Here is a 21,751-nt window from a genome sequence, read left to right as displayed (position 1 = left end):
GCCCTCACGGCAGGAGAGGGATGACCTCGGCGAGATCCTGCGTGGCGACGACGAGGCTCGCGGCCTCCCGGACGGCCGGCTTCGCGTTGAACGCGAGTCCGAGTCCGGCGACGGCCATCATGGGCAGATCGTTCGCCCCGTCACCGATGGCGATGGTGGCGTGCGCCGGCACCCCGAGGTCGTCCGCCCAGGTCCGCAGCCAGGACGCCTTGGCCTTGCCGTCGACGATGTCGCCGTCGACATGACCGGTCAGCCTGCCGTCCGCGACCTCGAGGCCGTTGGCACGCCACCGGTCGACGCCGAGCTCGGGAGCGATGTGGTCGAGGATCTCGTGGAACCCGCCGGACACGACGCCCACCACGCCACCGCGCGCGTGCACGGCGGCGGTGAGCTCGCGGACGCCCGGGGTCGGCTCGATGCGGGCGCGGACGCGCTCGAACGCCGACACCGGCACCCCCTCCAGTGCGGCGACGCGGGAGCGGAGGCTGGATGCGAAGTCGATCTCGCCCCGCATCGCGGCCTCGGTGGCGGCCTGCACCTCCGCGCGGCGGCCGGCCTCGTCGGCGAGGAGTTCGATCACCTCGTTGCGGATGAGCGTGGAATCGGCATCGAGGACGACGAGGAAGCGCGCGGAGGTCACCCTCCGAGCCTAGCGATGCGGGCGCACGGGCCCGGACGGCGTGACGGCTCAGCGCTCGATGAAGACGCCCTTGCCGACCACGGTGATGCCCGACTCCGTCACGGTGAAGCCGCGCGCGAGGTCTCGCTCACGGTCCACACCGACCGTCGCGCCGTCCGCGAGGACGACGTTCTTGTCGAGGATCGCCCGGTGCACGCGAGCGCCCTGCCCGACGTGCACATGATCGAACACGACGGAGTCGGTGATGGTCGAACCGCCACCGGCCAGGGTCCACGGTCCCACCACGCTCCGCTCGAGGTGCGTGCCGGACAGGACGGAGCCGAGGGACACGATCGAGTCGATCGCGTTGCCGATGCGGCCGACGGAATCGCGCACGAACTTCGCAGGCGGCGAGTTCACCGCCTGCGAGTGGATCGGCCACTCCATGTTGTAGAGGTTGAACACGGGCAGTGTCGAGATCAGATCACGGTGCGCGTCGAAGAACGAGTCGATCGTCCCCACATCCCGCCAGTAGGAGCGGTCGCGCGGCGACGAGCCGGGGACGTCGTTCTGCTTCATGTCGTAGTAGCCGGCCTCGCCGCGGTCGACGAAGTACGGCACGATGTCGCCACCCATGTCGTGGCTCGACGTCGGGGACTCGCCGTCCGCCTCGACGGCGGCGATCAGGGCGTCCGCGTCGAAGATGTAGTTGCCCATCGAGGCCAGGACCTCGTGGGGGGAGTCCGCGAGACCGGTGGCGTCGGTCGGCTTCTCGAGGAACTGCCGGATGCGTCCGGACTCCGGGTCCGCGTCGATCACGCCGAACTGCGAGGCGAGGGCGAGCGGCTGCCGGATGCCGGCCACGGTGGCCTTGGCGCCCGACTCGATGTGCGCCTCGAGCATCTGGCGGAAGTCCATGCGGTAGACGTGGTCGGCGCCGATCACCACGACGATGTCCGGCTTCTCGTCGTTGATCAGGTTCATGCTCTGCAGGATCGCGTCGGCCGAGCCGGAGAACCAGCGCTTGCCCAGTCGCTGCTGCGCGGGGACGGAGGCGACGTACGAGTCGAGCAGTGCCGACATCCGCCAGGTCTGCGAGATGTGCCGGTCCAGGCTATGGGACTTGTACTGGGTGAGCACCACGATCTGACGCAGGCCCGAGTTGATCAGGTTGGAGATGGCGAAATCGATCAGGCGGTACTGGCCGCCGAACGGCACGGCAGGCTTCGCACGATCCCCTGTCAGCGGCATGAGTCGCTTGCCCTCGCCGCCGGCGAGGATGATCCCGAAGACCTTCTTTGGAGCGGACATGGCTCCACCATAGATGCCGCCGCGCCGGGGAAACTAGCGTCTGGACAAGCCGGTCGCTAGCGTCTAGGCATGCGAGTCGAGATGATCAGCAAGGAGTACCCGCCGGAGATCTACGGCGGCGCCGGAGTGCACGTGGCTGAGCTGGTCGCCGCCCTGCGCGAGAGCATCGATGTGACGGTCCGCGCCTTCGGTGCGCCGCGCGAGGAGGAGGGCACGTTCGCGTACCGCACGCCGACCGGACTGGCCGGCGCGAACCCGGCGCTGCAGACGCTGGGCACCGACCTCGAGATCGTCGCCGCGATCGGCGGGGCCGACCTCGTGCACAGCCACACCTGGTACGCGAACTTCGCCGGTCACCTCGCGTCGCAGCTGCACGGCATCCCGCACGTGCTGACCGCGCACAGCCTGGAGCCGCTGCGACCGTGGAAGGCGGAGCAGCTCGGCGGCGGCTACGCGGTGTCGAGCGGGATCGAGAGGCTGGCGTACGAGAACGCGGCCGCCGTCGTCGCGGTGAGCGCGGGGATGCGCGCCGACATCCTGCGCAGCTATCCCGGGGTGGACCCCGCGCGTGTCCGGGTGATCCACAACGGCATCGATGTGGAGCGCTGGCGGCCGGTCGAGGACGCCGCGTTCCTGGAGTCGATCGGCATGGACCCCGCTCGCCCGTCCGTGGTGTTCGTCGGGCGGATCACCCGGCAGAAGGGACTGCCGTACCTGCTCCAGGCGGCCCGGCTCCTGCCGCCGGAGGTGCAGCTGGTGCTGTGCGCCGGCGCCCCGGACACCCCGGAGATCATGGCCGAGGTGCAGGAGGGGGTGCGGCTTTTGCAGCAGACTCGCGAGGGCGTCATCTGGATCGAGCGCATGCTCCCCCGCGACGAGCTGTCGGCCATCCTCGCCGCAGCGACCACGTTCGTGTGCCCCTCGGTGTACGAGCCGCTGGGCATCGTGAACCTGGAGGCGATGGCGTGCGGCGCCGCGGTCGTCGGCACGGCCACGGGTGGGATCCCGGAGGTGGTCGACGACGGCGTGACCGGCCGCCTGGTGCCGATCGAGCAGGTGCAGGACGGCACGGGCACCCCGATCGACCCGGAGCGCTTCGTCGCCGACCTGGCCGCCGTGCTGACCGAGGTCGCGACGGATCCGGAGCGCGCCCGCGCATACGGTGAAGCCGGACGGGAGCGGGCGCGGACCCAGTTCAGCTGGACCGCGATCGCGGAAGCGACCCGCGCGCTCTACGCGGAGCTGATCCGTTGAGCCGATAGGCTGGCCGCATGCCGATCGCTCTGGATTTCGCTGACGTCGTCGTGCGCCGAGAGGGGCGCAACATCATCGATCACGTGACCTGGCAGGTCGCCGACGATCAGCGATGGGTGATCCTCGGGCCGAACGGCGCGGGCAAGACCACGCTGCTGCAGCTGGCCGACACGCTCATGCACCCGACGGCCGGCACGGTCACCGTGCTGGGCGAGACGCTCGGTCGCACCGACGTGTTCGAGATCCGCCCCCGGATCGGGTTCGCCTCCTCCGCGATGGCCAAGCGGGTTCCGCGTGACGAGACCGTGCTCAACACGGTGCTCACGGCCGCGTACTCGGTGCTCGGCCGGTGGAACGAGAGCTATGAGGACATCGATGAGCGCCGCGCCCTCCGCGTGTTGCGCGACTGGCGTCTGGATCACCTCGCCGACCGCACGTTCGGCACGCTCAGCGACGGCGAGCAGAAGCGTGTCCAGATCGCGCGCGCCGTCATGACCGACCCGGAGCTGCTGCTGCTCGACGAGCCGACGGCCTCGCTCGACCTCGGCTCGCGCGAGGAGCTGCTCGCCCTGCTCGGCGGGTACGCCTCGGCGCCGTCGACGCCCGCGATGCTGATGGTGACGCACCACGTGGAGGAGATCCCGGTCGGTTTCACGCACGTGCTGCTGCTGCGTGACGGCGTCGTCGTCGCGGCGGGGCCGATCGAGGAGTCGCTCACGAGCGAGTCGCTGACGGCCGCGTTCGGGATGCCGATCACGCTGTCTCAGGAGGGTGGCCGCTACGCCGCCCGCGCCGCGTCCTGACGCGGCATCTGATAGAATCGACCCTTGGTGCTCTCTGCACCGCAGACTTCCCTCGTCCCTGGCACAATCCAGGGCAGCAACTAAGGAATCCCATGAAGACTGACATTCACCCCGACTACCAGGCCGTCGTGTTCCGCGACCTCGGCTCGGGCGAGACCTTCCTCACCCGTTCCACCGTCACCAGCGACAAGACCATCGAGCTGGACGGCGTGGAGTACCCGGTGATCGACGTCGAGATCTCCTCGGCTTCGCACCCCTTCTACACGGGCAAGCAGCGCATCATGGACTCGGCCGGTCGCGTCGAGAAGTTCAACCAGCGCTTCAAGGGCTTCGGCGGCTCCTCCAAGTAAGGGCCCCCGACGAAGGCCCCGCGTCCCTCGGAACGCGGGGCCTTCGTCATGCCCGGCGCCCGTCACAGGTCGATGATGATCCTGGTGCCGCGGATGCGGTCGGGCGGGTCGCCCGGGGAGGGGGCGGGGGCGGTGCGCCGTGTCTGCCGATCGCGCTCCTGGCCGGCTTCGTGAGCAGAGGGGGACCACACGCTGTCGAATGCGCCGACGAGCCCGCCGCCGGTCGCGTGCTCGTACTTCTCCTCGACAGGCTTGCGCGAGAACGTGTGCCGCATCCCGGCGATCAGCAGCGCGGGACCCGTGACCAGGACCAGCGCGACCGTCGCCCACGCCATGACGTCTCGCATGCCCTCAGGATAGGCGGCTGCAGTGTCGCCGTGGGGCGTCAGCGCAGGCGTCGACCCGCGGCGAGGTCGATCAGGCGGGAGAGCACCTGGCCCGTCCGCAAGCCGTTGTGCTCGTGTTCGCTGGTCACCCACAGGGATACCCCGGGGAGCAGTCGCGCGGTCTCGAGTGAGAACTCGAGCGGCACGTACACGTCATCCACGTACACGGCGGCGGCTCCCGTCGCACCCGAGGCGGTGATCGCCGCGGGGTCGTAGATCTGCGGCCAGGCATGCTCGGCCAGGGCCAGAGTGACCTCGCGCCACGGCCGCAGCGCCGGAACCGTGTCGGTCCACTCGCGGCGGATGTGCTCGCCCGTGAACAGCGTGGGATCGTCCTGGAAGTCGGCGGGTTCGACGCGCTCGGCCGACCACCGGGTCGCATGGCCGCTCGCATAGCTCGACTCATGGAACACGTAGTACAGCGGATTGCGGCCGCCGAAGGGCATGGCGTGCATCAGGTCGTACCGGAAGGCGTTCGACGAGGGGTCGCGCTCCAGGAGCGACCACACCGTCTGCCATCCGTCGTCGGTGCCGAGCGCGGAGCCGACCGAGCGCAGGCGCGAGCGCGAGACGACCTCGCCGTCCGGCAGGACGATGCGGCCCTCGTCGGCGAGGTCGATCAGTCGGCGCATGGTGTCGCGGTGCTCGGGGAACCGGCGGTAGTAGCGCTCGGAGGCCATGCGCATCTTGTCGTAGCACAGCGCGTAGACCTCGTCGGGGTGCCGCTCGACGGTGCTGAGGCCGCCGGTGATGAACACGTCGCGCAGCGACCCGGCATCGGTCGACAGGTAGGCGAGTGTGGTGAACCCGCCGAACGACTGACCCAGCACGCTCCAGGTGGTGGCACCGAGGTGCTCGCGCATCGCCTCGGCGTCGCGCACGATCGCATCGGCGCGCAGGTGGGTCAGGTGCTCGGCCACCGCGTCGGCTCCCTGAGCGAGGTCGTCGTCGCCGACGGGGGTGGAACGACCGGTGCCCCGCTGGTCGAGCAGCACGACCCGGTAGTGCGCGAGCGCCTGGTCGAGCCACGCCGGGGCGGTGGAGGAGTGGAACGGCCGCGGCGCCTCGTGCCCCGGGCCGCCCTGCAGGAAGACCAGGTACGGCAGCTGCTCTCCGCCCTCGCGCGCGACCACCGCGGCGAACACGTCGATGGTGCGCGGGTCGGCGGGGTCGTCCCACACGAGCGGAACGGTCAGGGTGTGCTCGTCGATCGTCAGGTCGAGCAGGCGGCGGCGGACGGTGGTGGTCATGTCACATCACGTTCCCGATGTAGGAGTACTTGACGAAGACCTCGGAGGCGAGCCCGGACTCCTCCAGCACGCCCTGCACCGCGGTCATCATGTAGTTCGAGTCCCACCCCATGTACAGCGAGTGCTCGTCGTCGAGCCGGTCCCACTGGCCCTTCCACGCCTGGGCGTCGTAGATGGGGCCGCCGTGCGCGGCGCAGTACGCGACGGCCGCCTCACGGGTGTCGGTCCACGCACGCCGGAACACGCGGTTGAAGAGGTGCTTGACGTCGTAGACCTCCCAGCGCTCTCCGCGGTACTCGACGTAGTCGAACTCGCGCTCCCAGCCGGCCGGCCAGCCGCGCCGGCGGACGGCGTCGAGGATCGGCGTGAGGCCGTCGTCGTCGATCTCCGGCAGGGCAGGGCGGGCCCAGATCCGCAGCAGCTCGGTCGTCAGCGCGACCGTGCGGGCCGTGATGGCGGCGGTGCCCCATGCCGCAGCGGCGGTCAGCTCTCGCGTGGCCGGCACGGTGCTGCGCGCGTAGGCCTCGTCGCGCTTGGCCGGGAACGATGCTCCGAACACGCGCTCGGTCAGCCCCTGCTCGAGCAGCGTGAGGTTGCCGAGCGTGGGAGCGAGCGCGCGGTGGCTGTTCTGCTCGTCCTCGCTGTACTCGCTCCACGGACGCACGCCGTCGCCCGACCACGCGTCACCGGGGACGGCCGGGACGATGTGCTCGACATCGAAGCCCTCGACCTCGTCGACGCCTTCGAGTCGCCCGAGCACATAGGCGGGGTAGGGCAGCTCGCTGTACTTCAGGACGGCGCTCACACGCTCGTCCGACGGCGTGATGCGGGCGATCGCGCGGGCAAGCGCCTCCTGACCGTTCGCGCGCGCCCGGCAGAGCCGCGCGATCAGGCGCTCGGTCGGCAGATTCACCAGCACGCGGCGGAGGTACATGGCCTGCAGCCACTCGAGCGTCTGCAGGAACTCGGCTCGGTCGATGCGTCCGCGGACGTGGTCGCTGTAGGCGTTGAGCACCAGCGGATACGACGAGCGTCCGAACGTGTTGACGGCCCGCAGCTGCCGCGCGATCTCGAGGTCGGGCTCCCGTGACGGGTCGAGCAGGATGCCGTAGAGCTCCGCGAAGTGCCGCCAGTTCGCGGCATCGGCCTGGAGGTGCGCGACGTCGACGCGCGGGAACGACTGGCGGAACGCGCTGTACACGCCGTGCTCGCCGTTCGCCGCGACCTCTCGGCCGGTGACCATGACGAGGTAGTGGCGCCAGAACGCGCCGATCGCCTCGCCGGTGTGCTGTTCGATGGGCAGCCAGAAGCGCGACTCGACGTCGAGCTGTTCGGCGTGGCTCAGGCCCATCAGGATGTAGTTGTGGATGAGCTCGTGGTCGCGCAGCGGCTCGCCGGTGGAGTTGAGGCTCTCGAAGATCTGCTGCGCGTTGGCACGGGCGCCCAGTGTGATCGACACGTGCTCCAGGCGCTGCAGCCCCCGCCAGATCAGCGGCACTTCGTCGACGTGGATCTGGCTGCGGAAGAACGCGTAGTTGTCGTCGAACCGCGACTCGCGGTCGAGGTCGTCGCGGCGGTCGAGGACGACGGACTCGTACAGCTCGGCCCATGCGTCGTGGGGTCGGAGCTTGGTGCGTCCGGGAGCGTCCGCCAGGACGAGCACGCGGGAGAGCTCGGCGGCGAGGGCCGGATCGGTGTCGCGGACCGCGTGATGCAGGGCGGCGACGAGGAGCATGAGCGTGGTGATCCGCTGCTGTCCGTCGATCAGGATGAGGTCGGCGTCCTCGCCGCTGCCGTCCTGCGCGGAGAGGATGGAGCCGAGGAAGTGACGGTGGGCGTCGTCTTCCGCCGCGACCGCGCGGACGTCGGACAGGAGCCGTTCGCAGCCGCCGATGTCCCACCGGTACTGCCGCTGATACACGGGGACGACGATGGTCGTGCGTCCCGCCGCGAGCCATTCGATCGTGTTGACTGCTGTCGCCTCGACGTTGGTCGCGGTGCTCATGCTGGTGTCTGATCCTCCCGTTGCGACGGGCGCCGAGAACGCGCTCGACGCCCCGCCCAGTCTATTCGGGTTATGCACGGCCGCCCTCCGGGGAGGCGGCGAGCCCCGCTGTTAGGCTTGCCTTATCAGGGCCTGTTAAAACGTGCTGGCCCCCGATGAAAGGAACATGACTCGATCATGGGATACATCAAGTCCGCAGCGCTGGAGGAGAAGGGCTTCGTCGTCCTCGACAGCTACGACCAGGAGGCCGACCCCAAGGAGTGGCTGGACGTCGAGTACAACGACTGGAAGTCCTCGGGCGACACCCGGTTCGCGCCCCTCGCCAGCGCCTTCGGCGACATCGAGTGCAACGGCTTCTGGAACCACAAGCCGCCGCGCACCGACAAGGACGGCGTCTGGATCGACTCCCAGGTCGCGAAGGCACCGAACCTGACGCGTCGCGCGCAGGAGCCGGGTGCCAACGTCGGTCGGTGCCGCATCATCGAGCTGCAGCCCACCCCGTACGGCGACTGCCTGTACAACCTGCACCAGGACGACAACAACCGCCTGAACCCGGACGGGACCGGCTGGGTCGTCCGCGGCTTCTTCAACCTCACCGACGACAAGGACAGCTACTTCGTCCTGCGCGAGAACCGCACCGACCCGAGCATCGAGTACCGCATCGCACTGCCGGCCGGCGCGCAGCTGATCGTGGACACACAGCGCCTGTGGCATGCCGCCACCCACAACGGCACCGACCCGCGCTACTGCCTGATCACGTCGTGGACCTCGGGCCCCGAGCTCGACGCCTACATCGAGAAGTACCACGGCACCGACGACGTCCCGAACGTCGAGGTCCCGCAGGACGTGCTGGAGTTCGGCTACGCCGAGCAGGCGCGCAAGGACGCGGCGCGCGCCGCGTACTACGCCGCCAAGGGCCAGCAGGTCAAGCAGGCCATGAGCGAGGCGTGATCCTCCACTGATATGACGAAGGCCCCGGTCGCTCGACCGGGGCCTTCGTCATGGAATCACACGCTTGTGATTTATGCGGAACTCCGCGAGAATGGGCGCACAACCGCATACTCTCGCCACTTCGTGGGTCAGGTCGTAGGGGAAGACGCACCTGATGAAACGGAGAGATCATGGCGACGGCTTACGCACGCGGAGTGGTGTTCATCCACTCGGCGCCTCGCGCGCTCTGCCCGCACCTGGAATGGGCGGTCGGTCGCGCTATCGGGCGTGCGGTGAACTTCGACTGGACGGAGCAGCCGGTCCTCGACGGCGCCCGGCGCGCCGAGTTCTACTGGGACGGCCCCGTCGGCACGGGTGCTGCGCTCGCGACCGCGATCCGCGGCTGGGAGCACCTGCGCTTCGAGGTCACGGAAGACCCGACGCCCCGCAGTGACGGCGGACGCTGGCTGCACACTCCGGATCTCGGCATCCACTACGCGCAGACCGACGCCGCCGGCAACATCGTGATCGGCGAGGACCGCATCCGCTACGCGATGGAGATCGCCGCAGGAAACGCCGTCGAGCTGCAGCGCGAGCTGGACATCGCGCTCGGCTCCGCCTGGGACGAGGAGCTCGAACCGTTCCGCCACGCCAGTGACGATGCGCGCGTCGTCTGGCTCCACAAGGTCGGTTGACCGGCCCGCAGACCGGGGGCGCGGGAGGCGTGAGTATCGGATTCCGGTGAGTGATCCCGGACGCTGAGAAGACGTATCCTCGCCCCGCTCGACGAAGACCCCGCCACGGATGCCGCGGCGGGGTCTTCGTCGTCAGATGACAGCCGCGTGGCGCATCTCCGCCGCGGGCTGACGGCCGCCTCCCACGAGGTCGCCCCACGCCAGGGCGAGACGGGCCATCGCCTCCGCCGTGCGCTCCGGCGGAAGGGTGATCGGGATGCGGAGCCGGCGCTCCAGCACCCCGCCCGTCGTGAAGCGCGGCCCTGGGGGCAGGATCAGGCCCTGCTCGCGGGCGGCGAGCGACAACGCCGTCGAGACCGGCGCGCCCAGATCGATCCAGGCCGACAGGCCCCCCGGGGTGCGCGGCATCCGCACGCCGGGCAGGTGCGTGAGGCCCTCGGCGACGGCAGCGCGTCCCGCCGTGAGCCGGCTGCGCACGTGCGCGCCGAGTGCAGGCATGTCGCGCAGCAGCTCGACCGCGATGCACTGCTCGAGCAGCGCGGTGCCCAGCTCGAACGAGGGGCGGACGGCGAGCAGGCGCGCGATCACGGAACGCTCGGCCCGGATCCACCCGATGCGCATCCCGCCCCACGCGATCTTCGACATCGAACCGACGGTGATGACGTGCGGTCCCTCCGCGGCGAGGGGGACAGGAGCCCAGCCGCGATCGATGTCGAGCTCGGCTGTGGTCTCGTCGACGATCAGATGGGTTCCCACGTGGCGCGCGGTGGCGGCGATGCGGGAGCGCTCCTCCTGCGGAAGGGTGGCACCGGTCGGGTTGTGGAAGTCGGAGATGAGATAGGCGACGTGAGGCCTCGCGCTCAGCAGCGTGTCCGTGACGTGGCGGGTGTCCCAGCCGTCCGTATCGACCGGCGTGGGCACCAGGCGGTAGCCGTGCCGATGGAGGGCTTCGAGCGCGTGGGGGAAGGTCGGCTGTTCCACGAGTGCGCGTTCGCCCCGACGCCCGATCGCGGTGAGGATCAGGTTCACGGCGTTGAGCGCTCCGGACGTCACGATGATCTCGTCCGCGGTGGTGTCGGCCCCGCGTTCCGTGAAGCGCTGCGCGAGCGCCTCGCGCAGCTCCGGAAGCCCCTGCAGCGAGTAGCCGCTCGTGCCGCGCAGCGCCGCGAGTCGCGGGAGCGAGCGCACGGTCGCGTCGTACAGCCCGGGGGTGGAGTCCATCGAGGCGATGGAGAGGTCGATCGCGTCGCCGTCGCCGTCCTGTCCCGGCAGCGCGGGGCCGTGAGGGAGTGCGACCCGGGTGCTGCCGCCGTGGTGGCGCGTGACGTAGCCGTCCGCCTCCAGCAGGCCGTACACGCGCGTGATGGTCGAGCGGGAGCGGCGCAGCTCGACCGCGAGAGCACGCTCGCTGGGCAGTCGTTCACCCACCGTGAGCCGGCCGTCGAGGATGAGCGCGGTGATCTGGCGGGCCAGGGCGGTGGCCGAGGCACCGGCGACGCTGCGCGCTCCGAGCTGTTCCACGAGTCGTGAGGACATGACTCCAGCTTGCCGCAAAGTGGACTGCTATACGCAGGCCACTTTTGTCGCAGTGGTCTCGGCGACCGCGGCTCCCGTCGTTCCACGATGGAGAGATGCTCCTGCGCTCCATCCTCCTGCCCGTCCGCGCCACGAGCCCTCGCGACCTCGCGGAGCGCCTGCTCCAGCTCGTCATCGGACTGATGCTCTACGGCATCGCGCTGGCGTTCATGGTCCGCGGGGGCATCGGTGTGGCGCCGTGGGACGTGCTCGCGCTCGGTGTCGCGGGACGGAGCGGCCTCGGCTACGGCGCCGTCACCGTGCTGGTGTCGATGGTGGTCTTGCTGCTGTGGATCCCCCTGCGCCAGCGCGTCGGTCTCGGCACCTTGCTCAACGCCCTCCTGATCGGTCCCAGCGCCGACCTCGCGCTGCTGGCACTGCCCTCCCCGCCGAACGTGTGGATCGGCGCGCCCATGTTCGTGTTCGGACTCGTGCTGCTGGCGTTCGCCACCGGGCTCTACATCGCCGCCGACTTCGGTCCCGGCCCGCGGGACGGACTGATGACGGGTCTCGTCCGCACCACCGGATGGCCGGTCTGGCTCGCCAGGACCGTGATCGAGGGTTCGGTGCTCCTCATCGGATTCCTGCTGGGCGGCCCGGTGGGTGTGGGGACCGTGCTCTTCGCGTTCGGCGTCGGTCCGCTCATCGGCTGGTTCCTTCCCCGCATCGAGCGGCGCCGCAGGGCCCGGTCGCAGCGGCTCGCCGTCTCGAACGGCTGAGCCGGGTCCGTCGAGACAGGACGAGGCCCCCGGGACGTCCCGGGGGCCTCGTCGTGTCGTACGGGGTCGTCAGTCGGCGCTGCCCACCACGAGCACCGCGTTGTGTCCGCCGAAGCCGAAGGAGTTGCTGATCGCGATCTGCGGTCCGTCGCCCAGGGGCATCGGCTCTCCGGACAGGCGGAACGGGACCTCGGGGTCGGGCTCCGTCATGTTGATCGTCGGAGGGGCGACCCGATCGCGCAACGCGAGGATCGAGAAGATCGCCTCCAGCGCGCCGGTGCCGCCGAGCAGGTGCCCGGTCGACGCCTTGGTGGCCGACACCGGGATCTCATCGATCCGGTCGCCGAAGACCTTCTTGAGCGCTGTGTACTCGTTCGGGTCGCCCACCGGCGTCGAGGTGGCGTGGGCATTGATGTGCGTGACCTGGTCGGCCGTGATGCCGGCCTCCTCGAGAGCCTGCGTGACCGCACGGGCCGCGCCGTTGCCCTCCGGGTCGTTGCCCGTGATGTGGTAGGCGTCGGCCGTGACACCGCCGCCCAGGATGTAGCCGTAGATCTTGGCGCCGCGAGCCTTGGCGTGCTCCTCGGTCTCGAGGATCAGCGCGGCCGCTCCCTCGCCCATCACGAAGCCGTCGCGGTCGATCGCGCCCGGACGCGATGCGTGGGCCGGGTCGTCGTTGCGGCGGGAGAGGGCCTGCGCGGAGGCGAACGCCGCCATCGTGATGGGGTGGATCGCGGACTCGGTGCCGCCGGCGATCACGACGTCGGCGAGACCCTCCTGCAGGTGGTGGAAGGCGTGGATGAGGGACTCGGTGCTCGAGGCACAGGCGCTCACCACGGTCTGCGCGTAGGCGCGGGCCTCGAACTGCAGCGAGAGGTTGCCCGCGGCAGCGTTGGGCATGAGCATCGGGACCGTCAGCGGCATGACGCGGCGCGGTCCCTTCTCGCGCAGCGTGTCCCACGCGTCCAGCAGGGTCCACAGGCCGCCGATGCCGGTCGCGAAGTCGACGCCGAGGCGCTCGGGGGCGACCTCGGGGAAACCGGCGTCGGCCCAGGCCTCGCGTGCCGCGATCAACGCGAACTGCGAAGACGGGTCCAGACGCTTGGCCTCGTGGCGCGGCAGCACCTCTTCGGGGCGGACGATCGCCGAGGCGGCGAACGTGACGGGCAGCTCGTACTGCTGCACCCAGTCGTGCTCGATCGTGCGGGTGCCGGACACCCCGGCGAGGAGGTTGGTCCAGTTCTCGGGAGCCGTCCCGCCGATGGCGGACGTGGCGCCGATGCCGGTGACGACGATGCGCTTGGTCATGAAGGTGGTTCCTTGTCGAACGGGAGTCGTGCGGGAGATGGGCAGAGCGGAGGATGCCACGCCCCGCCGCAGCGGGGGTGGCATCCTGCCGTGTTACTCCTGGCCCGCGACGATGAAGTTGACCGCGTCGCCGACCGTCTTGAGGTTCTTGACCTCGTCGTCGGGAATGGTCACGCCGAACTTCTCCTCGGCATTGACGACGATCGTCATCATCGAGATCGAGTCGATGTCGAGGTCGTCGGTGAACGACTTCTCCAGGGCGACCTCGGAGGCGTTGATGCCGGTCTCGTCGGTGATGAGCTCTGCGAGGCCGGAGAGGACCTCATCGTTGGTGAAAGCCATGGTGGTCTTCCTCTTTCTTACGGGGTGTATTAGGAACCGTGGAACAGTCTAGGGAAGGTCGGCGCGGACTCAGGGGAGGACGACGACCTGTGCGGCGAACACGAGACCGGCGCCGAAGCCGATCTGCAGCGCCAGCCCACCCGAAAGCTCGGGGTGTTCAGCGAGGAGGCGGTGGCTCGCGAGCGGGATGGAGGCGGCCGAGGTGTTGCCCGTCGTCTCGATGTCGCGGGCGATCGCCGTGGTCTCCGGCAGACCGAGCTGCTTGGCGAACTCGTCGATGATGCGCATGTTCGCCTGGTGAGGGATGAACGCGGCGAGGTCCTCCGCGGTCACGCCCGCCTTGTCCAGTGCCTCACGGGCGACCTTCACCATCTCCCACACCGCCCAGCGGAAGACGGTCGGGCCCTCCTGGCGCAGCGTGGGCCACGGCACCTCGCCGTCGCGGAACTCGGTGAGGGTGGCGTTCATGCCCACGGCGTCGGCCTTGGAGCCGTCCGAACCCCACACGGCGGGGGAGATGCCCGGCGTCTCGCTGGGGCCGATCAGTGCAGCGCCGGCACCGTCGCCGAGCAGGAACGAGATGCTGCGGTCGGTGGGGTCGACCACGTCGGACAGCTTCTCGGTGCCGATCACGAGAGCGTGGCGTGCCGTACCGGCCTTGATGAGCGCGTCGGCCTGCGCGATCGCGTACGCATACCCCGCACAGGCGGCGTTGATGTCGTAGGCGGCCGCCGGGTTCGCACCGACGCGGTCGGCGACGATCGCCGAGACCGAGGGCGTCTGCTTCGGGTTGCTGATCGTCGCGACGATCACGAGGTCGACCTGGTCGGCGGGGACGCCCGACTTCTCGATGGCCTCGGCGGCCGCGGCGGTGGCCAGGTCGATCGCATCCGTTCCCTTGTCGGCGCGCACGCGAGTCACGATGCCGGTGCGCTGGCGGATCCACTCGTCGCTCGAGTCGATCGGACCGATCAGGTCGTCGTTCGGGACGGCGTTCTCGCCGCGCGCGGCACCGTACGAGTAGATGCGGGTGTACGCGGGGCCGGTGAGCTGGGCGAGCGTGGCGCTCATGCGGCGTCTCCGTTCAGCAGCGCGACGGCTGCGTCGAGGTCTTCGGGGGTCTTGACGGCGACGGTCGGCACACCACGGAGCCCGCGCTTGGCGAGGCCGACGAGGGCGCCGGCGGGGGCGAGCTCGATGACCCCGGTGACGCCCGCCTCGGCGAACGACGCCATGCAGAGGTCCCAGCGCACCGGCGACGACACCTGGTCGACGAGATACGAGAGCGCCTGCGCGCCGTCGGAGACCACGGAGCCGTCGCGGTTGGTCCAGAGCGTGATGTCGGGGTCGACGGGGGACACGTCGGCCACCGCGTCGCGGAGCGCGGCGACCGCCGAGCCCATGTACGAGGTGTGGAACGCGCCGGCGACCTGCAGCGGCACCACGCGCGTGCCCTTCACCGGCTCCTCGGCCAGGGCGGCCAGTGCCGGCAGCGGTCCGGCGACGACGATCTGGCCGCCGCCGTTGTAGTTGGCGGGGGACAGGCCGAGCTCGGCCAGGCGGGCGAGCAGCGCGTCTTCGTCGCCGCCCAGCACCGCGCTCATGCCCGTGGGGGTCTGCGCGGCGGCATCGGCCATCGCGCGGCCGCGGATCCCCACCAGACGCATGCCGGTCGTCTCGTCGATCACCCCGCTGCCCACGAGGGCGGCGACCTCGCCGACCGAGTGACCGGCGATGCCGTCCGCACGGCGGCCGGACCGCTGCACGAGGGCGTCTCCGGCGAGGAGCGACGCGGCGACGATCAGCGGCTGCGCGATGCGCGTGTCACGGATGGTGTCGGCGTCGGACTCGGTGCCGTGGGTGCCGAGGTCGACCTCGGCCGCCTCGGAGAAGGAGGCGAGACGCTCCTCGGCGCCGTCGAGGTCGAGCCAGGGGGCGAGGAAACCGGGGGTCTGCGAGCCCTGTCCAGGGCAGACGACGACAATCACCCACCCAGTCTGCCAACGATTGCCGACGAGCGGTGGATGATCCATCACAAGATTGCGAGGATCCCTTGTGTGTGGCGCACAGGGCCCGGCGGCGTCACCGCGGCGGGCGCCGTGCGGACGGGCGGCGACGCACCTGCTCCGCGGCACCGATGGACCCGAGGATGAGGGCCGTCTGCAGGATGAGGGCCTCGCGCGGGCCCGTGGCGTCCCACCCGATCACCTCGCTCACGCGCTTGAGGCGGTAGCGCACGGTGTTCGGATGCACGAACAGCTCGCGCGCGGTCGCCTCCAGCGAGCGGCCGTTGTCGAGGTAGCTCCACAGCGTCGTCACCAGATCGGTCGAATGGGCCTGCAGTGGGCGGAAGATGCGTTCGACCAGCGTCTGCTTCGCGAGGGGGTCGCCCGCCAGAGCGCGCTCGGGGAGCAGGTCGTCGGCTTCCACCGGTCGCGGTGCGCTCCGCCAGGCGCGAGCCACCGCGAAGCCGGCGAGGGCCGCCCTGGCGCTCTGGCTCGCATCGACGAGGGCGGCGACCGCGGGTCCGAGCACGACGAAGCCGGGCCCGAACGACGGCTCGAGCCGGGCGGCGATCTCCTGGAAGCCCAGCTCCTCGTCCTCGCCCTCCTGTCCGGCCACGCGGGCACGGCCGAGCACCAGGACGAGCCGTGAGCCCTGAACGCCGATCAGCACGTCGACCGCGAGCTTCCGCGCCGTCCGACGCACGAGGTCCACATCGAACTGCGGAGGCGTCGTGCCGACCAGCACCGCGACCTCGCCGTGTCCGTGCCAGCCCAGGGCGGCGATGCGGCTCGGCAGCTCCTCGTCGGCCTCTCCCGTGAGGATCGAGTCCACCACGAGTGCCTCGAGGCGCGCATCCCACAGGCCGCGGGCCTCTGCGGCGCGGGCGTACACGTCGGCCGCGGCGAACGCGACGTCGCGCGAGTACAGCAGGATGGCCTCGCGGAGATGCTCACCCTTGCCGGCGACGCGCTCCTCGGTCACCTCCACCGTCACGCGGATCAGCTGGAGCGTCTGCTGCAGGCTCACGCTGCGCAGGAGCTCCCGTGGCGCGGCGGCGAAGATGTCCGCCGCGATCCACGGGGTCGAGGTGGGGTCGTCGTACCACTGGATGAACGAGGTGATGCCCGCCTGCGCCACCAGCCCGACCGCAGAACGGCGGGCCGGTGGCATGTCGGCGTACCACGGGAGCGTGTCCTCCAGCCGCTTGATCGTCACCGAGGCGATGTCACCGGAGATCCGGCGCAGCCAGGTGAGTGTCGCGGCCTTGTCCATGCCGGCGGCAGACGACGGTGTCACCGAAGGCTCAGCTTTCCCCGCCTGCGTTACCGCTGGTGCCGGCGTTCACATCGTGCAGACGGTACTTCTCGATGGCCTGCGCGGCGAGCGAACGGTCGACCGTGCCCTCCTCCGCGAGCGACTGCAGCGTGCGCACCACGATCGACGGACCGTCGATCTTGAAGAAGCGACGAGCAGCGGCACGCGTGTCGGAGAAGCCGAAACCGTCGGCGCCGAGCGTGGCGAAGCGGTTCGGCACCCACGGACGGATCTGGTCCTGGACGGCGTGCATGAAGTCGCTCACCGCCACGACCGGACCCTCGACGCCCTGCAGCTTCTGCGTGAGGTACGCCGTGCGCGGCTCCTGCTCGGGGTGGAGGAAGTTGTGCTCGTCGGCGGCGAGACCGTCGCGGCGCAGCTCCGTCCAGGAGGTGACCGACCACACGTCGGCGATCACGCCCCAGTCGTTCTTGAGCAGCTCCTGCGCCTCCATCGCCCACGGCAGTCCCACGCCCGACGCGAACAGCTGGGCGCGAGGCCCGTCGCCCTCGCCGACCGAGACGCGGTGGATGCCGCGGACGATGCCGTCGACGTCCACGTCCGCCGGCTCGGCGGGCTGCACCATCGGCTCGTTGTACACCGTGAGGTAGTACATGACGTTCGGGTCTTCGTGCTCGCCGCCGTACATGCGCTCCAGACCGGAGCGGACGATGTGCGCGATCTCGTAGCCGTAGGCCGGGTCGTAAGACACGGTGGCCGGGTTGGTCGCGGCCAGCAGGTGCGAGTGGCCGTCGGCGTGCTGGAGGCCCTCACCGGTCAGGGTGGTGCGTCCGGCGGTCGCGCCGATGATGAAGCCGCGTGCCATCTGGTCGCCCGCCGCCCACTGGGCGTCGCCCGTGCGCTGGAAGCCGAACATCGAGTAGAAGATGTAGATCGGGATCAGCGGCTCGCCGTGCGTGGCGTACGACGTGCCGGCCGCGGTGAAGGCCGCGAGGGCGCCCGCCTCGTTGATGCCGACGTGGACGATTTGGCCCTGCGGGCTCTCCTTGTAGGCGAGCAGCAGCTCCCGGTCGACCGACGTGTAGTGCTGACCGTTCGGGTTGTAGATCTTCGCGGTCGGGAAGTAGGCGTCCATGCCGAACGTGCGCGCCTCGTCGGGGATGATCGGCACGATGCGGTGACCGAACTCCTTCGAGCGCAGCAGGTCCTTCAGCAGGCGGACGAAGGCCATGGTGGTGGCGATCTCCTGCGTGCCCGAGCCCTTCTTCGGCAGCGCGTACGCGTTCTCCTCGGGGAGCGAGAGCCCCACGTGGGTCGAGCGGCGCTCCGGCAGGAAGCCGCCCAGCGCGCGACGGCGCTCCAGCATGTACTGGATCGTCTCGTCCTGCGGTCCCGGGTTGTAGTACGGGGGAAGGTACGGGTTCTCCTCGAGCTGCGCGTCCGTGATGGGGATGTGCATCGCGTCGCGGAACGTCTTGAGGTTGTCCAGCGTCATCTTCTTCATCTGGTGGGTCGCGTTGCGGCCCTCGAACTGCGGGCCGAGCCCGTAGCCCTTGACGGTCTTCGCGAGGATGACGGTCGGCTTGCCCTTGTGCTCGGTCGCGGCCTTGAACGCGGCGTAGACCTTGCGGTAGTCATGGCCGCCGCGCTTGAGGTTCCAGATGTCGTCGTCGGAGTAGTCCTTGACGAGGGCGGCGGTGCGCTCGTCGCGCCCGAAGAAGTGCTCGCGGATGTATGCGCCCGACTCCGCCTTGTAGGTCTGGTAGTCGCCGTCGGGCGTGACGTTCATCAGGTTCAGTAGCGCGCCGTCGGTGTCGCGGGCGAGCAGGTCGTCCCACTCGCGGCCCCAGACGACCTTGATGACGTTCCAGCCGGCACCGCGGAAGAACGACTCCAGCTCCTGCACGATCTTGCCGTTGCCGCGCACCGGGCCGTCGAGACGCTGCAGGTTGCAGTTGACGACGAAGGTCAGGTTGTCGAGGCCCTCGTTCGCCGCGACCTGCAGCTGACCGCGGCTCTCGACCTCGTCCATCTCGCCGTCGCCCAGGAAGGCCCAGACGTGCGACTGCGAGGTGTCCTTGATGCCCCGGTTCTCCAGGTACTTGTTCGACATCGCCTGGTAGATCGCGTTGATCGGGCCGAGTCCCATCGACACGGTGGGGAACTGCCAGTACTCGGGCATCAACCGCGGGTGCGGGTAGGAGGGGATGCCGTTCGGGGCGTGCGACTTCTCCTGGCGGAAGCCGTCGAGCTGGTCCTCGGTCAGACGACCCTCGAGGAACGAGCGGGCGTAGGTGCCGGGGGAGGCGTGACCCTGGATGAAGATCTGGTCGGCACCGCCGGGGTGGTCTGCACCCTTGAAGAAGTGGTTGAAGCCCACCTCGTACAGGGCGGCGGAGGAGGCGTAGGTGGAGATGTGACCGCCGACACCGATGCCGGGACGCTGCGCCCGGTGCACCGTGATGGCCGCGTTCCAGCGGATCCAGGCGCGGTAGCGGCGCTCGATCTCCTCGTCGCCGGGGAACTCCGGCTCGTTCTCCGGAGCGATCGTGTTGATGTAGTCCGTGGTGGGGACCATCGGCACGTTCAGGTGCAGCTCCTTGGAGCGCTTGAGCAGGCTGAGCATGATCTCACGGCCGCGGCCGTGTCCCTTGGCATCCACCAGCTCATCGAGCGACTGCTGCCACTCGCCGGTCTCCTCCGGATCGCTGTCGAGGGGGCCCTGAGAGTACGGATCCTGGTCGTGGACGGTCACGGGGGAACCTTTCGTCAAGCTGGCAGGTCATGCCAAGGAAACGGGAAGCGACACGGGCAGCCTTGTCGGCCGTGCACAACGCGCGCCGACCTCAGCCTATCCCTCTTCCACGACGTGGGTGCGCATGCGCCGCCGGATAGACTGAGCGCACCAGGGCCTTTAGCTCAGCTGGTAGAGCGCCACGTTTACACCGTGGATGTCGTCGGTTCGATCCCGGCAGGGCCCACCGTCTCGAGGAGACCGGGGGAGCGACCATGGCGCGACGCATCGTCATCAGCGGGGCATCCGGCCTGATCGGCTCCGCCCTCGCGGCCTCGCTGCGAGGCGACGGGATCGAGGTCGACACGCTCGTGCGTCACCCGCCCCGGGAGGACGGCGAGCATCAGTGGATGCCCGGTGTGAGCTCCCTCAACCCCGACGTGCTCGCGGGTGCGGAGGCGGTCGTGGCCCTGGGCGGTGCCAGCGTCGGCCGGCTCCCGTGGACGCTGCGGTACCGCCGGGAGCTGGTGGAGTCCCGGCTCGATGCGACGCACACCCTCACGACGGCGCTGCGCTCGCTCGGCTCCGACGCTCCGGCGCTGGTCTCCGCGTCGGCCGTGGGCTACTACGGCTCCGCGCCGGGGGAGACCCTCACGGAGGACTCGCGGCCGGGCGACACGTTCCTCGCCGACCTCTGCGTGCGATGGGAGGCCGAGGCCAGACGGGTGGAGGACCTCACCCGGGTCGCGCTGCTGCGCACGGCCCCCGTGATCCATCGCCGCGGCGTCCTGCGGCCGCTGGTGCTGCTCACCCGGCTCGGGGTCGCGGGACCGCTGGGCCCTGGCACGCAGATGTGGCCCTGGATCTCGCTCGAGGACGAGGTGCGGGCGATCCGGCACACGCTCGACGCGAAGCTCACCGGTCCGGTGAACCTCGCGGGTCCGACGCCCGCAACCATGAATGACATCGGACGCGCCCTCGCCGCGCGGATGCATCGCCCGTACTGGCTCCGCGCTCCCCGGTGGGCGCTGCGCCTGGCGCTCGGGGACGCGGCCGACTCGCTCCTGCTGCCGGATGCCGATGTGCGCCCGGAGGTGCTCGAGCGCTCGGGGTTCCGGTTCACCCACCGGACCGCGGCGGATGCGGTGGCCGCGGCGGTCTGACCTGCGCGCTTTCGCACGGCTCGCCCCCTCCCGGAGCGACGAGCCCGCTGTCAGTATGGGCGCATGGAGATCATCGAGAACTCGAAGCTCACGGTCGTGGGTGCGGGGAGCGTCGGCTCCAGCGTCGCGTACGCCGCACTGATCCGCGGCTCCGCCCGTCACGTCGCGCTCTATGACATCGCCACCGAGAAGGTCGAGGCCGAGGTGCTCGACCTCGCCCACGGGACCCAGTTCACCGGGTCGAGCGCGATCGTCGGCGGCAGCGACATCTCGGTCGCGGCCGGCTCGCACGTGGTGGTCATCACCGCCGGGGCCAAGCAGAACCCGGGGCAGACCCGCACCGAGCTGGCCGGGGTGAACGCGGGCATCATCCGGCGCATGATGCCCGACCTGCTCGCCGTCGCACCGAACGCGGTGTACGTCATCGTCACGAACCCGTGCGACGTGCTCACCGTGATCGCTCAGCAGGAGACGGGGCTGCCGCCGGAGCGGATCTTCGCCTCCGGCACGGTGCTCGATACGTCGCGTCTGCGATGGAAGCTCGCCGAGCGGGCGGGAGTGTCGACTGCGAGCGTGCACGCGCACATCATCGGCGAGCACGGGGACACGGAGTTCCCCCTGTGGTCCCGCGCCACGATCGGCACGGTGCCGATCCTGGAGTGGGAGACGCCAGGACACCCGCGGTTCACGCTGGAGGAGCTGGACGAGATCGCGGTGGAGGTGCGCGACGCCGCGTACAAGGTGATCCGCGGCAAGGGGGCGACCAACTACGCGATCGGGCTGTCGAGCGCGCGGATCGTGGAGGCCATCCTCCGCGACGAGCACGCCGTGATGCCGGTGAGCACGGTGCTGCGCGACTTCCACGGCCTGGACGGCGTCGCCCTGTCGGTACCGTCGATCGTGAGCGCCGCCGGGGCCGAGCCGATCCGCGCCACCTCCTTCTCGGAGCGCGAGCTGGAGCAGCTGCGGCAGTCGGCCGATGCTCTCACCGCGGTCGCGGGGTCCCTGCAGGCGTGAACTGGGGG

The 21,751-nt window shown here is 70.1% G+C and carries 20 protein-coding genes and 1 tRNA gene; 9 read left to right on the top strand and 12 right to left on the bottom strand.

What is annotated here, in order from left to right:
* Positions 1-4: 4 nt before the first annotated feature.
* Positions 5-640 (bottom strand): phosphoserine phosphatase SerB, encoded by a 636-nt coding sequence (serB, locus tag KV394_RS14665; RefSeq protein ID WP_247981766.1) that lies wholly within the window; start codon positions 638-640, stop codon positions 5-7.
* A gap of 48 nt (positions 641-688) precedes the next feature.
* Positions 689-1,930: a glucose-1-phosphate adenylyltransferase gene (locus tag KV394_RS14660; RefSeq protein WP_136030197.1), complete on the bottom strand. Its 1,242-nt coding sequence runs from the start codon at positions 1,928-1,930 to the stop codon at positions 689-691.
* Between the two features lie 69 nt (positions 1,931-1,999).
* Here KV394_RS14660 and glgA point away from each other — a divergent pair, with 69 nt between their 5' ends.
* The 3 genes from glgA (at position 2,000) to KV394_RS14645 (ending at position 4,337) form a co-directional block, all read left to right on the top strand.
* The gene (glgA, locus tag KV394_RS14655; protein WP_247981765.1) at positions 2,000-3,184 is read left to right on the top strand and encodes a glycogen synthase; all 1,185 of its coding nucleotides are present in this window, start codon (positions 2,000-2,002) and stop codon (positions 3,182-3,184) included.
* Positions 3,185-3,201: 17 nt separating this feature from the next.
* The gene (locus KV394_RS14650; RefSeq protein WP_136036170.1) at positions 3,202-3,987 is read left to right on the top strand and encodes an ABC transporter ATP-binding protein; all 786 of its coding nucleotides are present in this window, start codon (positions 3,202-3,204) and stop codon (positions 3,985-3,987) included.
* A 92-nt stretch (positions 3,988-4,079) separates the two neighbouring features.
* On the top strand, positions 4,080-4,337 hold the full coding sequence (locus KV394_RS14645) for a type B 50S ribosomal protein L31 (protein ID WP_047520045.1): 258 nt from the start codon (positions 4,080-4,082) through the stop codon (positions 4,335-4,337).
* 62 nt (positions 4,338-4,399) lie between these two features.
* On the opposite strand, the gene KV394_RS14640 is transcribed toward KV394_RS14645, so the two are convergent.
* From KV394_RS14640 to KV394_RS14630, 3 genes are read right to left on the bottom strand one after another with little or no spacing between them, the layout of a single operon-like run.
* Positions 4,400-4,684, bottom strand: coding sequence for a hypothetical protein (locus KV394_RS14640; protein ID WP_247981764.1), 285 nt, complete (start codon positions 4,682-4,684; stop codon positions 4,400-4,402).
* A 38-nt stretch (positions 4,685-4,722) separates the two neighbouring features.
* Positions 4,723-5,973 (bottom strand): alpha/beta fold hydrolase, encoded by a 1,251-nt coding sequence (locus KV394_RS14635; protein WP_136046129.1) that lies wholly within the window; start codon positions 5,971-5,973, stop codon positions 4,723-4,725.
* Between the two features lies 1 nt (position 5,974).
* Positions 5,975-7,978 (bottom strand): DUF262 domain-containing protein, encoded by a 2,004-nt coding sequence (locus KV394_RS14630; protein ID WP_247981763.1) that lies wholly within the window; start codon positions 7,976-7,978, stop codon positions 5,975-5,977.
* Positions 7,979-8,155: 177 nt separating this feature from the next.
* On the opposite strand from KV394_RS14630, the gene KV394_RS14625 reads away from it, so the two are divergent.
* Both KV394_RS14625 and KV394_RS14620 read left to right on the top strand, forming a co-directional pair.
* Complete coding sequence (locus tag KV394_RS14625; protein WP_136030209.1) at positions 8,156-8,929, top strand: hypothetical protein; 774 nt, start codon at positions 8,156-8,158, stop codon at positions 8,927-8,929.
* A gap of 170 nt (positions 8,930-9,099) precedes the next feature.
* On the top strand, positions 9,100-9,603 hold the full coding sequence (locus KV394_RS14620) for a DUF3145 domain-containing protein (RefSeq protein ID WP_136030211.1): 504 nt from the start codon (positions 9,100-9,102) through the stop codon (positions 9,601-9,603).
* A 132-nt stretch (positions 9,604-9,735) separates the two neighbouring features.
* Here the strand turns inward: KV394_RS14620 and yczR are convergent, their stop codons facing one another.
* Positions 9,736-11,139 carry a MocR-like transcription factor YczR gene (yczR, locus tag KV394_RS14615; protein WP_247981762.1) on the bottom strand — a complete coding sequence of 468 codons (1,404 nt, stop codon included), beginning with the start codon at positions 11,137-11,139 and terminating at the stop codon, positions 9,736-9,738.
* 95 nt (positions 11,140-11,234) lie between these two features.
* On the opposite strand from yczR, the gene yczE reads away from it, so the two are divergent.
* Positions 11,235-11,897, top strand: a complete 663-nt coding sequence (gene yczE / locus KV394_RS14610) for a membrane protein YczE (RefSeq protein WP_247981761.1) — start codon at positions 11,235-11,237, stop codon at positions 11,895-11,897.
* Between the two features lie 69 nt (positions 11,898-11,966).
* Here the strand turns inward: yczE and KV394_RS14605 are convergent, their stop codons facing one another.
* The 6 genes from KV394_RS14605 to aceE all read right to left on the bottom strand — a co-directional run bounded on the left by KV394_RS14605 (position 11,967) and on the right by aceE (position 19,584).
* Positions 11,967-13,205, bottom strand: a complete 1,239-nt coding sequence (locus KV394_RS14605) for a beta-ketoacyl-[acyl-carrier-protein] synthase family protein (RefSeq protein WP_247981760.1) — start codon at positions 13,203-13,205, stop codon at positions 11,967-11,969.
* Between the two features lie 93 nt (positions 13,206-13,298).
* Positions 13,299-13,547 (bottom strand): acyl carrier protein, encoded by a 249-nt coding sequence (locus tag KV394_RS14600; RefSeq protein ID WP_136030219.1) that lies wholly within the window; start codon positions 13,545-13,547, stop codon positions 13,299-13,301.
* A gap of 69 nt (positions 13,548-13,616) precedes the next feature.
* A complete protein-coding gene (locus KV394_RS14595; protein WP_136030221.1) occupies positions 13,617-14,618 on the bottom strand; it encodes a beta-ketoacyl-ACP synthase III in 1,002 nt (333 codons plus the stop codon).
* Entirely contained in the window at positions 14,615-15,535 is a 921-nt protein-coding gene (locus tag KV394_RS14590) for an ACP S-malonyltransferase (RefSeq protein ID WP_247981759.1), read from the bottom strand. The genes KV394_RS14595 and KV394_RS14590 overlap by 4 nt, the downstream gene beginning before the upstream one ends.
* A 94-nt stretch (positions 15,536-15,629) precedes the next feature.
* Positions 15,630-16,826, bottom strand: a complete 1,197-nt coding sequence (locus tag KV394_RS14585) for a PucR family transcriptional regulator (protein ID WP_136030264.1) — start codon at positions 16,824-16,826, stop codon at positions 15,630-15,632.
* 31 nt (positions 16,827-16,857) lie between these two features.
* The gene (gene aceE, locus KV394_RS14580) at positions 16,858-19,584 is read right to left on the bottom strand and encodes a pyruvate dehydrogenase (acetyl-transferring), homodimeric type (protein WP_136030225.1); all 2,727 of its coding nucleotides are present in this window, start codon (positions 19,582-19,584) and stop codon (positions 16,858-16,860) included.
* A 153-nt stretch (positions 19,585-19,737) separates the two neighbouring features.
* Here aceE and KV394_RS14575 point away from each other — a divergent pair.
* From KV394_RS14575 to KV394_RS14565, 3 genes are all read left to right on the top strand, one after another.
* Positions 19,738-19,810 (top strand) — tRNA-Val (locus KV394_RS14575).
* A gap of 28 nt (positions 19,811-19,838) precedes the next feature.
* Positions 19,839-20,726 (top strand): TIGR01777 family oxidoreductase, encoded by an 888-nt coding sequence (locus tag KV394_RS14570; RefSeq protein WP_247981758.1) that lies wholly within the window; start codon positions 19,839-19,841, stop codon positions 20,724-20,726.
* A 63-nt stretch (positions 20,727-20,789) separates the two neighbouring features.
* Positions 20,790-21,743 (top strand): L-lactate dehydrogenase, encoded by a 954-nt coding sequence (locus KV394_RS14565; protein ID WP_136036162.1) that lies wholly within the window; start codon positions 20,790-20,792, stop codon positions 21,741-21,743.
* Positions 21,744-21,751 lie beyond the last annotated feature (8 nt).

The organism is Microbacterium sufflavum, from assembly GCF_023101165.1.
GTDB lineage: Bacteria > Actinomycetota > Actinomycetes > Actinomycetales > Microbacteriaceae > Microbacterium > Microbacterium sufflavum.
This window is presented reverse-complemented; position numbering and strand designations above follow the sequence as displayed.

What these genes read in the sequence shown, in the direction of transcription:
- KV394_RS14660 (WP_136030197.1), bottom strand. Translation starts at nt 1,930, where the DNA reads ATGTCCGCTCCAAAGAAGGTCTTCGGGATCATCCTCGCCGGCGGCGAG.
- glgA (WP_247981765.1), top strand. Translation starts at nt 2,000, where the DNA reads ATGCGAGTCGAGATGATCAGCAAGGAGTACCCGCCGGAGATCTACGGC.
- KV394_RS14650 (WP_136036170.1), top strand. Translation starts at nt 3,202, where the DNA reads ATGCCGATCGCTCTGGATTTCGCTGACGTCGTCGTGCGCCGAGAGGGG.
- KV394_RS14645 (WP_047520045.1), top strand. Translation starts at nt 4,080, where the DNA reads ATGAAGACTGACATTCACCCCGACTACCAGGCCGTCGTGTTCCGCGAC.
- KV394_RS14640 (WP_247981764.1), bottom strand. Translation starts at nt 4,684, where the DNA reads ATGCGAGACGTCATGGCGTGGGCGACGGTCGCGCTGGTCCTGGTCACG.
- KV394_RS14635 (WP_136046129.1), bottom strand. Translation starts at nt 5,973, where the DNA reads ATGACCACCACCGTCCGCCGCCGCCTGCTCGACCTGACGATCGACGAG.
- KV394_RS14630 (WP_247981763.1), bottom strand. Translation starts at nt 7,978, where the DNA reads ATGAGCACCGCGACCAACGTCGAGGCGACAGCAGTCAACACGATCGAA.
- KV394_RS14625 (WP_136030209.1), top strand. Translation starts at nt 8,156, where the DNA reads ATGGGATACATCAAGTCCGCAGCGCTGGAGGAGAAGGGCTTCGTCGTC.
- KV394_RS14620 (WP_136030211.1), top strand. Translation starts at nt 9,100, where the DNA reads ATGGCGACGGCTTACGCACGCGGAGTGGTGTTCATCCACTCGGCGCCT.
- yczR (WP_247981762.1), bottom strand. Translation starts at nt 11,139, where the DNA reads ATGTCCTCACGACTCGTGGAACAGCTCGGAGCGCGCAGCGTCGCCGGT.
- yczE (WP_247981761.1), top strand. Translation starts at nt 11,235, where the DNA reads ATGCTCCTGCGCTCCATCCTCCTGCCCGTCCGCGCCACGAGCCCTCGC.
- KV394_RS14605 (WP_247981760.1), bottom strand. Translation starts at nt 13,205, where the DNA reads ATGACCAAGCGCATCGTCGTCACCGGCATCGGCGCCACGTCCGCCATC.
- KV394_RS14600 (WP_136030219.1), bottom strand. Translation starts at nt 13,547, where the DNA reads ATGGCTTTCACCAACGATGAGGTCCTCTCCGGCCTCGCAGAGCTCATC.
- KV394_RS14595 (WP_136030221.1), bottom strand. Translation starts at nt 14,618, where the DNA reads ATGAGCGCCACGCTCGCCCAGCTCACCGGCCCCGCGTACACCCGCATC.
- KV394_RS14585 (WP_136030264.1), bottom strand. Translation starts at nt 16,826, where the DNA reads ATGGACAAGGCCGCGACACTCACCTGGCTGCGCCGGATCTCCGGTGAC.
- KV394_RS14570 (WP_247981758.1), top strand. Translation starts at nt 19,839, where the DNA reads ATGGCGCGACGCATCGTCATCAGCGGGGCATCCGGCCTGATCGGCTCC.
- KV394_RS14565 (WP_136036162.1), top strand. Translation starts at nt 20,790, where the DNA reads ATGGAGATCATCGAGAACTCGAAGCTCACGGTCGTGGGTGCGGGGAGC.